Genomic DNA, 14,468 nt, shown 5'->3' on the forward strand with positions numbered 1-14,468 from the left:
TTTTATATTCATAATATTATTTGACAATCGCTTCGACCTGATCAAGTTCCCATACCCCACCTGCAGCAAGCCCTTTACACATCCCTGTCCAGCGATCTAGCGTATGTACAAACTTCTGTCCATCCCACACCCATTCATCACTCGACCAGCAATCACCAATACCACGCCCTTTCTGTGAGCTACTGATAATACCCGCATAAAACTCAGAAGCATGTTCAGTCACAAAGTTCGGTTTTGTCGTAAGTGATTCATCCAACACCCATGCACCTGATCCTTCGTTATAAGCACCACGCCAACACAAGGTCATCGCCAATACTTTTTTATTGGTCAATTTATACAGTTCAATCGCTTGCGGCTTTGTTTCACCACCATCATAAATCCCTTCACAAAACCCCTCTTGTTTTGGTGTCGGCTGTACCGCCATCAAATTACGATATAAGGCAGCATAACGTTTATTGTTTGGCTGCAAAGTCAGATAAGGCTTATTCGAGGTTTTAATCTGTTTTACCATGAATTTTGGTTGTGCAGCCAAGACATGCGACTCATCCACTTTGCCCTTTTTAATCAATGCGCCAACAGTACCAACACGCTTTTGAAAATCATCCATTTTCAATAAGACTGCAGTCATGCCCAAATCCGAAATTTGCCATTGCAAGTTCGCATTTTTAAAGATGATTTCGGTCTTTTTCTTGGATTGCTGCAATAAGACATTAACCTGTTGCCCAGACATCCTTCCCATTAACGGAAATTCAGTTCCCTCGAATGAGACCGCACCTAAATCTTTCCCATTCACATAGAAATGAATATTTTTAAGCTTGGCTGCTGGAAAAGACGGTTCTTCATAACGTGCCAATGCAAATTCCACTTGAACAGGCTGCCGTGCACCCGCCTGACGTGTCAAAAGTAGAGAAGCAGGTTCGTTGCGATATTCTTCATTCTGATAACCCGCTGCACGACAAGTGCCTGTGTTACTACAATAAATTTCCCAATCTTGATGCGAGAATGAAATTCCTTTGATGTCTTGGGCAAAAGCACTAGAACTCATCGCCATAAAGCAACAGGCTAAAAATATCTTGTTCATAAGACGTATTTCTCAATGCAATTTATTTATTATTCAGTCAAAATATTCTAAATCTTTTAAATTGATCACTTTGTAGGTTCTTGTATTTCAGAATATGTTAATTTTAACTCAACTCGAAAATACCAACTTAAGAATGAAAACATTAATCTCCATTTCTACTGCACTATTGGCACTGTCTGCTACACTAACTCATGCCGAAGTCAGTAGCTTTAAGCCCATTTTCCCGAAATTTTCAAATACAGCACAACAACGCCAAGCCGAAAATCAAATATACACACTCGGTGAGGTATCCTTTGCCAACGATGTCCGTGTTCCCTTTTATGGCGTTACCGCACTTAACCCTGCCGATGATGGTCTATTAAAAGACTTTAAAAGCTGTACAGCGAAAAGCTGTCATTTTGATTTTAAACTGGATCCAAATCAGGCCAAACAACTTAAATTATTTGCGCTCCCTGAAATAGGTCTTGTACTGGTACCTAAAAATTGGAGTGACGCAGAAGCAAGTGCTGGCGCAAATGGTACGGGTTCAGCCCTGCTGATGAGTCCAAATCAAAAACAGGCAATTGAATTATACGACTCATCTTTCTGTGTCGGTTGCGGCATGCCCAATGCCACGCTTTATTTTCCTAACCTGTTAAAAGAAAGTGTTGAAAATGAATTTGGCGGCTATAAAGATTCGCAGAAATTAATCAATGTAGTGCATCCTTCTAAACAAGTGGCTTTCTTTAGTTATCAAATTCCAAACTTGAATAATAAAACCCATGGCGTCGCAAAATACTATGATGAAGACACCTTTAATTTTAGAGAAATCATCGTGACGCTAGATAAATCACAACAGCACTTGGTTGGACCAATTTTAAATTTCTATCACTTCAGCCATTAACGACCGCTAATTTTTAACAGGCTTGACTAGCCCTGAGCAAACTCAAGAAATGTTCAACCCGAATATTATTTTCTTTGGCTCGACAAATTGCGTAAATCGGTGCAATACAAGGTTTCTTGGCTTCTAAAGGTCGATAGATAATCTGTTTATTCCAAAAGTCTTGAATCGAAGCCGGCACAATAGAAAGTCCAATCCCAGCAGCAATTAAATTGAGACTGGAAGTTAAACGTGGTGCTTCTTGTACGATATTGGGACTAAATCCTGCCTGATAGCAATTTGCCAGAATATTATCGAATAAGTCCTGTCCTGCAATACGACGATACAACACGAATTCATAAGGCTCTAAATCGACTAAGCGGATTGCACCGTCTTTGCCTGTTAATGGATGATTGCTAGGTAATGCAACAATCAATGGTTCATTCAACACATGAATACTTTGTACTTGTGCATGAATGGGCGCAGGTTTGCGTAAAAAGACAATATCCAGTTTTTCATTGATCACCGCATCGGTTAAAGCCGTACTGCTATCCTCTTCCAAATGAATGGCGACAGCAGGAAACTTTTCCCTAAATTGACGCAATAATGCAGGAAGAAATGGATGTAAACCTGCGGAATTGGTAAAGCCAATATTAATTTGACCTTCCAAGCCTTGGGCTATGTTTTTTACCCGTTTCGGAATCGACTGGGCATGCGCCAAAATTGTGATTGCTTCTTGATATAAAGCCTTGCCTGCTTCGGTTACTTCCACGCCTCGCGGCAAACGTTTCAGTAATGAGGTATCCAATTCCTCTTCCAGACTTTTAATCAAGCGAGTCAGTGGTGGTTGTTGCATATGCAGTCGAACGGCCGCTTTAGAAATATTACTTTCCTCGACCACAGCAACAAATGCATTGAGCTTATGAATATCAATCATACATACCCTAAAAGTATAGATAACAGCAAAAATAGCATTTGTGAATATACCACAAATCATCCATTCTATAGCTCACAAGGTTGAACAGAAAGGTAATCCAATGAAAGCCCAAGCCCTATCAATACAGAATGAGCCACTCACCACTGCTCCTGATTGTAAGGCATTATTCACGGGATTTATGAAGTTGGGGTTGATGGGTTTTGGTGGTGTTCTACCACTGGCACATCGCATTATCGTTGAAGAACACAAATGGATCGATGAAGGAAAATTTACCGACTTACTTGGTGTCTGCCAGTTATTACCTGGTGGAAACATCATCAACATGTCGGTTGCAATCGGCATGGAATTCCAAGGTGTTAAAGGTGCGATCAGTTCAGTGCTCGGTTTGATCTCCGCACCCACTGCAATTGTGCTGATCATCTACCAAGTCTATGAGTATTTTCAGTACCTCCCAGCGGTTAAACACATGATTCAAGGTTTGGCCGCAGCAGCAGCAGGCTTATTGTTTGCGACAGGCTTTAAGATGCTCAAGCCGATTTTAAAAAGTTATCTGACCATTTTTACGATTGGATTAACCTTCGCGTTTATGATCTGGATCAAGCTGCCATTGGCACTGACTTTAGCCATTCTACTTGCCATTAACATGCTAGTTTTAGGAGTGAAAAAGTCATGATCTTAGTTACCCTTGCTGTCGTGTTTACTCAGCTCTCGCTACTGGCTTTTGGTGGTGGTAATGCCATCCTGCCTGAAATGCAGCACCAAGTAGTGACCGTGCATCAATGGATGAGTGCAGAACAGTTTAGTTCGCTGTTTGCCATGGCACAGGCTGCCCCAGGCCCCAATATGATGATCGTACCTTTGGTCGGTTGGCATGTCGCAGGCCCAGCAGGATTATTGGTGACTTCTCTAGCAAAATTCGGTCCATCTTCAATCATTACCATTTATGCGCTTAAATTCTGGGAACGCTTTAAAGATAATCCATTACGCGCGCGTTTTGAAAAAGCCTTAAAACCGATTACCGTAGGCTTGGTTCTGGTCAGTGCATGGTTGATTGCGGACGCATCTGCACAAAACCTACTTCTGGTCATGATCGTGATTGTCACTGCAATCCTCGGTATGTTTAAAAAGATTCACCCACTCTGGGTCATGGCTGCGGGTGCAGGACTTGGAATTGCTTTCCTTTAAGCTTTAAACCCCAATAAAAAAACCTGCTTAATGCAGGTTTTTTTATTGAATCTCGAATTACCAAATACTGACGCGTTTTTCAGGAGCCAAATACATTTTATCTCCCTCTTTAATCTTGAAAGCATCGTAGAACGGTGCTTGATTGACTAAAGCGCCATTGGCGCGAACTTTATCTGGTGCATGTGGATCTGTTTTTAAATACACAATCGCTTGCGCTTCACGAGTTTTGGCACGCCAAACTTGCGCCCACCCCATATAGAAACGCTGCTCTCCTGTCTGCCCATCAATGATTGGTGCAGGTTTACCAGCCAAGGATAATTGATACGCTTTATAGGCAATCGACAGACCTGAATTATCGGCAATATTTTCCCCCAAGGTCAGCTCACCATTGACGTGATAACCTGCAATCGGCTCATAAGTATTGTACTGTGCCACTAAAGCCTGTGTTTTGGCTTTAAAGCGTTTGTGATCCTGTGCTGTCCACCAATTGCGCATATTGCCCAATTCATCAAACTGACTGCCTTGATCATCAAAACCATGACTAATCTCATGTCCAATGACACTGCCGATTCCACCATAATTCACCGCATCATCAGCATCGATATTAAAGAATGGCGGTTGCAATATTGCGGCTGGGAATACAATTTCATTTGATGATGGATTGTAATAGGCATTCACGGTTTGAGGGGTCATAAACCACTCATCACGATCCACAGGCTTACCGAGCTTATCTATATCATCTTGATGTTCAAATTCTCTGGCACGAATCACGTTACCAATCAAATCACCATCTTTAATGTCCAGTGCTGAATAATCACGCCATTTCTTTGGATAGCCGACTTTAATCGATAAGCTGGCTAATTTCTTTTTAGCCTGCACTTTAGTTTCAGGGCTCATCCAATCCAACTGGCTAATGCTTTGATCATAAGCCTGTATCAAGTTTTGAACCAATGTATCCATGCGTTGTTTTTTCTCTGCAGAAAAATGTTTTTCCACATAGATTTTGCCTAGACCATCACCCAACACTGCATTTACTGTTTGTACACCACGCTTCCAGCGAACTTCTTGTTCTGCAACATCACGCAAGGTTTTGCCATAAAATTCAAAACTTTCATCCACAAAAGCCTTGTTTAAGAACGGTGAAAAATTACTGATCAAGTTCCATTTAAAATAAGCTTTCCATACATTTAAAGGGGTTTGATTAATCACTGGATCAAGCGCTTTGAAATAACTTAATTGATGTACTTGGATAGTCTGAATTTTATCCTTGACGCCAACTGTCTTGAGATAACTATCCCAATCAAAACGACGAGTTAATTTGTTTAAATCTTTAAGTGAATAAATATTGTAGCGCTTAGATAAATCACGGTTTTGTACATTACTCCACTGGATCTTGGCCAAGTCTGTTTCGAGCTTGAGAATTTCTTTTGCGTGCTGTGCCGCTTGCTGATCACCAGACAGTTGTAGCATCCGCTCAATATGCTTCAGATATTTGGCGCGAGTTTCGACAAACTTTTTATCATCTTTTAAATAATAATCTCGATCTGGTAAACCCAGCCGACGCTGAGCCAGACCTGCAATCATCACATCAGAACGTTTCATATCTTGATCAATACTGATATCAAACGGTGTTCTAACTCCGATGCGAGAGAAATGCCCCATTAATTGAGCAAGGTCTTGTTTATTTTGAATTGCATCAACCTGTGCCAATTCTTGCTGTAAAGGTTTAACTCCTTTCGCTTCAATCTCTTTTTCATCCATAAAGTTGGCATACAGACTTGAAACTTTTTGCTCAACCGTTCCTGTTGCCCATTTTTGAGCGTTAAGCTCCTCAACAATGGTATGTAACTGATTGGTCGATAATTCATGTAATTCATTGAATGCGCCCCAACGTGATTTGTCTGCAGGAATCTCAGTATCTTTTAACCATTTTCCATTCACATAGTCATAAAAATCGTGATTGGCTGATACGCTTGGATCAATATATTGCTGGTCTATGCCTGAGATTTTTTCAGTTGGGGAGGATTTTATTGCTTGGTCTGCCCAGACATTTGCAGTAAAAGCCATCAGTGCAAGTGCTAATGCACTTTTGAGCAATACAGGTTTCATGATTTATCCTATTTATTTAAGTTTTAAGCGATCCAAGAGAGAAATGAAAAAAGATCATTAATTTTATCAAAGGACTATAGTGAAACCACACGCTCAAATAAAGTAATTTTCACAGAAATGCATATGCAAACGTCACATAAGAAACAAATTAGATGAAACAAAAAAGCCTTAGCATCAGGCTAAGGCTTTCTCAATTTAAATCGTTTGGACTAATCGAGTATTTTTTCAAAGGCTTTAAGACGCTTATGAATCGACAATAATTCGATAATTGTTTTCCATGAGCTAATTAGATATTGGAAAGATTCACGAACCTTACCAAAAACCCCACCAATCTGGTTAATTAAACCAAGAGTTAACTTGCCTGCTGCAATCGCAGGGAATAAAACGAATAGGTTGTAAATAACATCCAGTTGTCCGTACCACGTTGCAGTTAAATTAAAATAGGTGTAGTGAAAATATAGTCGAAAATAGTTGTGACGAACACGACTAAATAACTCTTTTAATGTTGCAGGTTGTGCCCGATCTTCATGATCTTCACCATAAACCAATTCCTTACGAAATGCAGCTTCAACTTTTTGGTTGTTGAATTGCAAACCAGGCAGTTTTATCCCGACCACCATGAGCAATACTGTACCGAAGATTGCCCAAACGACCGCGGCCCAAACTAAAGAATATTGCAGCTCACCTATGATCGGAATTTCAGGGACATGCTTTGAAAGCTGGAACAATAATGGCAAAAATGCGATCAATGTCATGATTGCTTTGACCAACTCAACACCCAAATCTTCCACAATGGTTGCAAAACGCATGGTATCTTCTTGCACACGTTGCGCCGCACCTTCGACATGGCGTAGCTTAGGCCAATGTTCGGTATAGTATTCATTCATGGCTGTACGCCAGCGGAAGACGTAATGACTGGTAAAAAAAGCATTCACGACGGCTAAAGTCACACCGACCATGGCAATATATAAAAACACCATGGTCTCTTTATACAAGTCAGTAATACTACCTCCACCATTGGTCAGCATATTTTGAATCATGTCCCAAAATGGTACATACCAAGCATTTACAGCGAGGCTGACCTGCACCCCAAACCAGATATTAAACAAGATAAATGCAGAGCCCCAAATCGACCAGCGCTGCCATTTATTATCTGAAAATATTCGCCAAAACCCTGCAAATAATGCCGTTGCCACAATAAACCAAAGATAGAACCAGAGTGAAGAAGGCTCCCAAAATCGATTAACTCCGACAGATAACTCTGCTTCAGCATAGCCCTTAGGAAAACCTAGATATTCACCCCAACTATGACCGCCTGTATACCAGAGCAGCATATTGAGTGCTAACCACACAAGCACTGAAATAAAAAACAGGCGTGGGTTTGGAAAGAATGACTTAAACATCGTGCTTAACAATCCTTGTCATGTTGCAATTAATCGTATAGGTCATCCTATGACCTAAAACTTAAGATTAACTGATAAAAAAGTTTTATGATTTGTAGTTATTTACCTGTTTTTCTCTATTTTTAATAGCTTTTTGTAGAGGTTTTACAATTTGTTTTTTGCCTGAATATTTGTTGAGTAAATGGGCTCAACGACCTAAGCCCATTAAACATCATTCAATGGCTTATTGGCGAGGCGAGGAAGTACTCATTTTTAAGGCAATATCTTGTCGTTCCGTTTGTGTTGGATAAGTTTTACTTTGAATTGCCCATTGGATTTCAGCTAACTTTTCATTTGCCGCATCTGCACCTGCCTGCATAGTCATTTCCCTACCTTTCACATCAAAAATATGTGCCTTCTCACGTAGGTCAGGTTGAATCACGATATCTGCATCTTTCAACTCTTCTTCAGCCAAACGCCCTTGCATGATATTAATGTTTTGGTTGAACAGTCCCCACACATTGCTGGTTTCAGTATGGATTGGTTGCGCCAAGATATCGACTGCAATCACAACATCTGCACCAAGCTCACGCGCGACTTGAACAGGAACTGGACTAACCAAGCCACCATCAACATACTCAACATCATGAATTTTGGTCGGCACAAACATACTTGGAATTGATGCAGATGCACGAACAGCCTGCCCTGTATTGCCATAGTTAAATACAGTTCTGGTACCATCTTTTAATTCAGTTGCAACGACGTACATTGGAATCTTTAGTTTTTCTAATGGCATGTTATGGACTTGCTCGTTGATATAGTCTTCAACCTTCTTACCGTCAAAAAAGCCCTTTAGACTGACATTCACTTCGCGAACATCATTGGCTTTGAGTTTTAATGCAATATCACGTAATTCGGCAGGACTTTTACCACTGGCATAGATAGACCCAACAATACTCCCAGCACTGGTTCCAACGATAAAATCTGGGCGAATTCCTTGTCGCTCTAATACTTCAATCACACCAATGTGTGCATAGCCTCGTGCACCACCGCTGCCCAATACCAATGCAATCACAGGGCGTTTTTGTTGCTGTTTAATTGAGGTAAAAGGTTGGTTGACAGCATGGGCTTGTGCATCTTCAATGACAGGTGCTAAGTGTGATGTGGTTTGACAGGCTGTCAAAACCGTCATTGAAAGGCCGAGCATCCATAATTTAAGCTGTTTCATACGCAACAATTGCCATATTCACCATATTTCTTGGCTAAATTTTAGCGTTTAGCTGATCTAAAAACTGTAGCATTTTTTGTATTTGTCATAAAAACAACATAAAAAAAGCTCCTCGAGAGGAGCTTTTTTAGGATCTAAGCTTAACTTAAATCAAATTACCAAATATCAGAATCTACTTTTTTCTTCAATTCTGGATAGTTATCAATCTTAAATTCAGGCTCTTTAATGCCTCGTTTAAGTTGAGAGGTATAATCTTTCAACAAAGTTCGTGCCATTGGTGTTAACAGCAAGATTGCGATCAAGTTAATTGTTGCCATGATCCCCATGAACAAGTCAGCCATTGACCAAACCAACGGAACACTGCCGATCGCACCGAAATACACCATCACCAATACAAAGATTCGGAAAATGAACATGACTTTCGGGTTGTTATTAATAAACTGTACATTACTCTCTGCATAGGCATAGTTACCCAATACTGCTGAATAACAGAATAAGAATAATAGCACTGCAAGGAAATCAGCACCCCAATGTCCGACTTGCGTCTCTAAGGCACGTTGCGTCAGCTCAACCCCAACAAAACCTGCATCGTGATAAACACCTGACACCAAGATAATGATTGCCGTACTGGTACATACAATGAAAGTATCTACGAATACACCAAGCATTTGCACCAAGCCTTGGTTCACTGGATGTTTCACATCCGATGCTGCTGCAGCGTTTGGTGCAGAACCCATACCCGCTTCGTTAGAGAACAAGCCACGCTTAATCCCTTGCATCATCGCCATCGAAATCATAGCACCAAAGAAACCACCTGCCGCAGCATTGAACTGGAATGCTTCCGTGAAAATGAGTTTGAAGATACCCGGAAGAAGTTCGTAATTGCTGATTGCAATATACAAAGCGACAGCCAAATACAGACCTGCTTTTAACGGTACAAACATTTCTGCAAATTTAGCGATACGTTTAATACCACCAAAAATTGCCAATGCAACCATTACCACAAGTGCAAGACCGACCCATGAGATTTCTAAATCAACGCCACCTAAGTGAGCGATGAGATTGGCTTTATCCCAACCCCAAGCATGAGAAGAGGCATTGGCAATCGCATTGATTTGAACTGAGTTGAATACGAAACCATAAGTAAAGATCAATGCAAGTGCAAAGATTACACCAAAGGTTTTGCTACGTAAGCCTTGAGTAATATAGTAAGCTGGGCCACCGCGGAATTGCTTACTGTTACTGTCTCTAACTTTAAATAATTGTGCGAGTGAAGATTCGATAAAAGCTGAACTCATACCAAGTAATGCTGTAAACCACATCCAAAACACAGCACCTGGTCCACCAATCGCGATCGCGATCGCAACACCTGCGATATTACCAACACCAACTCGACTTGCTAACCCCGTAACAAAAGCCTGAAATGGAGTAAGTCCATGTGAATCTTTTTCTTCACCTTTAGTACGACTGCCTCTCATCACCTTGATACTGTGAAAGAACATTCTAATCTGTACAGCTTTGGTCGCAACAGTATAGAAAATACCTACAGCAAGCAGGAAAACAACGAGGAAGTCCCATAAAGGATCATTAAAAAAACTTACCCAAGCCATCAGGGTGTCATTTAATTTTTCATTCATCACTTATTCGCTTTTAAATATTTTATGTACATCCGTACATATACGATAACAATGGATGAATCAAAAAAGCCCCACATGGGGCTTTTGATCCGACTTAGGCAAAGAATTTCAAAATTAATTGAATTACTGTTGCGTTAATTAAATCAACGAAGAACGCACCACAAAGCGGAACAATCAAGAAGGCTTTATGAGATGGTCCATACATATTGGTAATCGCTTGCATGTTTGCAACCGCAGTTGGTGTTGCCCCCATACCAAAACCACAGTGACCTGCTGCTAAGACAGCTGCATCGTAGTTTTTACCCATTACACGGAAAGTAATGAATGCTGCATACAATGCCATAGTAATGGTTTGTGCACCTAAAATAACGACAAGTGGACCAGCCAAATCTGCCAATTGCCATAATTTTAATGAAAGCAATGCCATCGCAAGATAAAGTGATAATGAGGCATTACCAAACACATCAATTGCACGGTCAAAGATATCTACTTTTAATACGCTTTCTAAGATATTACGTAAAATCACACCACCGCCAAGCGCCCAAACAAATGTTGGTAGCTCGAACCAAGTGCCCTTACTGAAACCTGTCATGAATTCTGCGAATGCTAAACACGCAGCAAACATACCCAAAGTCGTAATCGCATTATCAGCTGTAATTAAACGAACCTGATGTGGATTTTCAAATGGTGCTAACTCGTCAGGATGTTGATCTAAATGCGTATCGCGATCTTTGATCTCTGCTGGGGTTTGCGCTTGAGCAAGGCTATAACGATTGATCAGCAATTTCGCCAATGGACCACCGATAATACCACCGATAATCAAGCCAAAAGTTGCACTCGCCATACCTAAAGCCAAAGCGCCTTGAATCCCATGCTGAGTTTCAAGAATCTCACCCCACGCCCCTGCTGTACCATGACCGCCTGTCAATGTGATTGAACCTGCAATCAAACCAACCAACGGATCAATACCCAGCATCGTTGCTAGGCTCATACCTACAGCATTCTGTACCACAATAAATGATGCGACACAGACCAAGAAGATCACTAAACCAATACCACCTTCTTTGAGCTTCATAAAGTTGGCACTTAAACCAATAGAAGCAAAGAAGATCAACATAAAACTGGTTTGTAGTTCACTACTAAAGATAATGCTGTAACCCCAAAGTGAGTGTACAAGTAGCGAAACTACCGCTGCAACCAAACCACCCGCAACAGGCTCAGGAATGTTATAGCGTTTTAAAAAGTCAATTTTATTAACGAGTAAACGCCCCAATAACAAGACGATCACCGCCGAAATTAGGGTATAGAAACCATTAAAAGTAAATTCCATATCTTCTTCCGTTTATTTTATTCGTTCTGTCTATGATTTTATCGACACATCAGAACGTATAAAATAGTAACTCTCAAAATGAGTGAAAACTCAATCAACTTAATAAAAAGCATACAGTTCTAAGCCAGAACTAAGGCCTATTTCGTCGATCAGTTTTCACGGATGATTTACACCTACAGGATAGATGGCTTAGAAGTTATAGCGAGCCATTGCCCCTACACGATTATCCTGACCTTTTTGTCCATCAAAGGTCTTACGTTCACCATAGACATACTCTAGGCCAAACGTAATCGGTGTAACTGGTGAATACATGATATTCCACCAACCTTGTTGCAAGGTCTTGTTCTGTGCAGCATCTTTTGCAATCACGGCTTGTTTAGCAAAATCATTACTGTCATCAGCGAACATTGCACCATAAGCCAATGTACTGCGTAATTTAGGGTTAATTTGATAAGTCGCCCCTAAGGTTAGAGCATCGAACTCATTTAGATTTAAACCGAAATTATTTGGGTTTACGTTGTAAGCATTGTTGGTATACAACAAGAATTTACTATCGCCCTTCACATGCGAATAGTCGATCATCGCTTGCAATGCATCGGTGAGCTTATATTTTGCACCAACCGCAACACCCCAGCCTAACTCTGAATCATTGGCACTAATCTGCTTGCTCTCTTTCTTAAAGGTGTCTTTATCGATTTGTGTTAGCACCTCTTTATAAGCATCTTTACTACGTGCTTCGGTAATTAACGCACGTGCAGAAGTCGTACCTTTACCTTCAGCAAAATCATATTTTAATTTTGAAGTTAAAGCGGGTGCTCGGTTATCGTCATTACCTTTTTCCAAGGCAACAAAATAATGTGTATTTGGATTAAATGCACCACTATAACGAACCATTGGCGTACGATAAGTACCAATTCCCAAAGGAGAGTTAAAATCAAGCATTTCTGGCTGTAAATCAGTTGCCAAGAAAGTTGATGTGGTTTGACCAAATAACCAGTCATTCATCGTTAAATACGCATGGCGAATACGAATCGTGTCATTGCTGCTGCCACCACGGAAATCGACTTCTAACTTACCGCCCACCTCAGTACCTTCGACAGGTGCTTTAAAATCAAGCCCCAAACGTGTAACCGTTGCAGTGCTATAGAAGCGATCACTGTTCTTTTCGGCACCTTCTAAATCAACCTTGTTGATGCGGTTAAATATCCCGTCACCACCTTTAGATTGATAAGATGCATCACCACGTAAGAAACCATGTAATTTAACTTCTGCACCAGAGGCAGTGTTAAACACCAATTGCGACTTTTTAGGGACAGTAGGTGCCACAACTACATTTGTAGGGTGATCTGGATGTGTTTCTTTAAAATTAGAATGTTCCTGTACAGGAGCAAGGTCATTTTTTTGTTTTGCTTGGGGAACATATTGCTGTAATAAAGCTTTTAATTCCTTCACTTCATCACGAAGTTGTTGAATCTGTTCTTGCTCACTAGCAGCGTGTGCATTGTTCATCATTAAGGCAGCAACAGTAATTGCCAAACCTTGCAGTACGAACGGCTTACGGATGAGAGATACACTCATGAGAAGCTCCTTGTATCTGTGTATATTTCAACATTTTCTAACAGCATAAAATTGGATAAATTTGCTATGCCTGGTATAGAAAATTCCCCTCACCTTATCAGTAAGGAAAGCCCAATCAGTTTTTTAAAAAGGGCGTATTATGCATAAATTTCGAATATTGTGTGTACTTTTTATTTAAGGAGTTCTCATCATTTTCGCGTGAATAAAAAAATAGTTTTTCGATTTCATTATGTTACTAATAGTTTTCTTTTTCACACAAACCAAACAAAATACATAAAACACACTACAACTTATCTTAAAGCTTTATTTTTGTGATTATTTTTTACACACCGCTAAAGTTGTATGTGAAAAACTATCTGCAAAAACCATTTATTGATTTATAGTCAGCACACATTAAAAGATCAAAATGATGAGGAGTTTTTTATGAACACGGAACAAGTCCACTATGTCGATGAAGCGATTACGTCTCGTCATTCAGTCCGTGCATTTTTAGATACCCCTATCGAAATACAAACCATCAAAGATATTTTAGCTGTAGCAAGTCGTGCGCCCTCTGGCACCAATGTTCAGCCTTGGAAAGTTTATGTGGTAACAGGGCAAAAACGTGCCGAGATGATTGATCGTGTTTGCACAGCCCAAATTGAACTGCTACAGAAACCTGAACTAGCAGCACAATATCAAGAGACGTTTGCCTATTATCCTGAAACATGGATTTCCCCTTTTATTGACCGTCGTCGTGCCAATGGCTGGGGGCTTTATGGCTTATTGGGTATCCAAAAAGGCGAAAAAGAAAAAATGGCAGCGCAACAACTGCGTAACTTCCAATTGTTTGATGCACCTGTTGCCTTATATTTTACTGTGAATAAAGTCATGGGGATTGGCTCAAAAATGGACATCTCCATGATGATCCAGAACGTGATGGTCGCAGCCAAAGCACGTGGCTTAGATACTTGCCCACAAGCAGCATGGAATCACTTTCACCCAATCGTACTCGATATTTTAGGTGCGCCTGACGACGAGGAATTGGTTTGCGCAGTGGCTTTGGGTTATGCCGACCCAGATCATATTGTGAATACCTTCATTACTCCACGCGAGCCCGTTGAAAACTTTACAGTGTTTCTCGATTAAGCATATAGATAAAG

Annotated in this window: 12 protein-coding genes; 4 read left to right on the forward strand and 8 right to left on the reverse strand. The window is 40.6% G+C overall.

Features of this window, described 5'->3' with window-relative positions; all coding sequences use genetic code 11:
• Positions 1-16: 16 nt before the first annotated feature.
• Positions 17-1,081, reverse strand: coding sequence for a DUF1176 domain-containing protein (locus NDN11_RS14575; protein ID WP_251110048.1), 1,065 nt, complete (start codon positions 1,079-1,081; stop codon positions 17-19).
• Positions 1,082-1,214: 133 nt separating this feature from the next.
• On the opposite strand from NDN11_RS14575, the gene NDN11_RS14580 reads away from it, so the two are divergent.
• Positions 1,215-1,964 carry a DUF4850 domain-containing protein gene (locus NDN11_RS14580; protein WP_251111552.1) on the forward strand — a complete coding sequence of 250 codons (750 nt, stop codon included), beginning with the start codon at positions 1,215-1,217 and terminating at the stop codon, positions 1,962-1,964.
• A 13-nt stretch (positions 1,965-1,977) separates the two neighbouring features.
• On the opposite strand, the gene NDN11_RS14585 is transcribed toward NDN11_RS14580, so the two are convergent.
• On the reverse strand, positions 1,978-2,877 hold the full coding sequence (locus NDN11_RS14585) for a LysR family transcriptional regulator (protein ID WP_251110049.1): 900 nt from the start codon (positions 2,875-2,877) through the stop codon (positions 1,978-1,980).
• Between the two features lie 100 nt (positions 2,878-2,977).
• On the opposite strand from NDN11_RS14585, the gene NDN11_RS14590 reads away from it, so the two are divergent.
• Together NDN11_RS14590 and NDN11_RS14595 are read left to right on the forward strand one after the other, a co-directional pair.
• Positions 2,978-3,550 carry a chromate transporter gene (locus NDN11_RS14590; RefSeq protein ID WP_005192794.1) on the forward strand — a complete coding sequence of 191 codons (573 nt, stop codon included), beginning with the start codon at positions 2,978-2,980 and terminating at the stop codon, positions 3,548-3,550.
• Positions 3,547-4,062: a chromate transporter gene (locus tag NDN11_RS14595; RefSeq protein ID WP_005206042.1), complete on the forward strand. Its 516-nt coding sequence runs from the start codon at positions 3,547-3,549 to the stop codon at positions 4,060-4,062. Before NDN11_RS14590 ends, NDN11_RS14595 begins: the two co-directional genes overlap by 4 nt.
• Positions 4,063-4,119: 57 nt before the next feature.
• On the opposite strand, the gene NDN11_RS14600 is transcribed toward NDN11_RS14595, so the two are convergent.
• The 6 genes from NDN11_RS14600 to NDN11_RS14625 form a co-directional block, all read right to left on the reverse strand.
• On the reverse strand, positions 4,120-6,171 hold the full coding sequence (locus NDN11_RS14600; RefSeq protein WP_251110050.1) for a M13 family metallopeptidase: 2,052 nt from the start codon (positions 6,169-6,171) through the stop codon (positions 4,120-4,122).
• A 209-nt stretch (positions 6,172-6,380) separates the two neighbouring features.
• Positions 6,381-7,574, reverse strand: coding sequence for a peptide antibiotic transporter SbmA (gene sbmA / locus NDN11_RS14605; RefSeq protein WP_251110051.1), 1,194 nt, complete (start codon positions 7,572-7,574; stop codon positions 6,381-6,383).
• Between the two features lie 223 nt (positions 7,575-7,797).
• Positions 7,798-8,781 (reverse strand): patatin-like phospholipase family protein, encoded by a 984-nt coding sequence (locus tag NDN11_RS14610; protein WP_251110052.1) that lies wholly within the window; start codon positions 8,779-8,781, stop codon positions 7,798-7,800.
• A gap of 155 nt (positions 8,782-8,936) precedes the next feature.
• Entirely contained in the window at positions 8,937-10,418 is a 1,482-nt protein-coding gene (locus NDN11_RS14615) for an alanine/glycine:cation symporter family protein (protein ID WP_167249730.1), read from the reverse strand.
• Positions 10,419-10,512: 94 nt separating this feature from the next.
• Positions 10,513-11,748: a sodium/glutamate symporter gene (gene gltS, locus NDN11_RS14620; protein ID WP_167249732.1), complete on the reverse strand. Its 1,236-nt coding sequence runs from the start codon at positions 11,746-11,748 to the stop codon at positions 10,513-10,515.
• Between the two features lie 189 nt (positions 11,749-11,937).
• The gene (locus NDN11_RS14625) at positions 11,938-13,326 is read right to left on the reverse strand and encodes a DcaP family trimeric outer membrane transporter (RefSeq protein ID WP_251110053.1); all 1,389 of its coding nucleotides are present in this window, start codon (positions 13,324-13,326) and stop codon (positions 11,938-11,940) included.
• 423 nt (positions 13,327-13,749) lie between these two features.
• Between NDN11_RS14625 and NDN11_RS14630 the strand changes: the two genes are divergently transcribed.
• Positions 13,750-14,454 carry a nitroreductase gene (locus NDN11_RS14630; RefSeq protein ID WP_167249736.1) on the forward strand — a complete coding sequence of 235 codons (705 nt, stop codon included), beginning with the start codon at positions 13,750-13,752 and terminating at the stop codon, positions 14,452-14,454.
• Positions 14,455-14,468: the final 14 nt, after the last annotated feature.

The sequence above is a fragment of the Acinetobacter sp. C26M genome (genome assembly GCF_023702675.1).
Lineage (GTDB): Bacteria > Pseudomonadota > Gammaproteobacteria > Pseudomonadales > Moraxellaceae > Acinetobacter.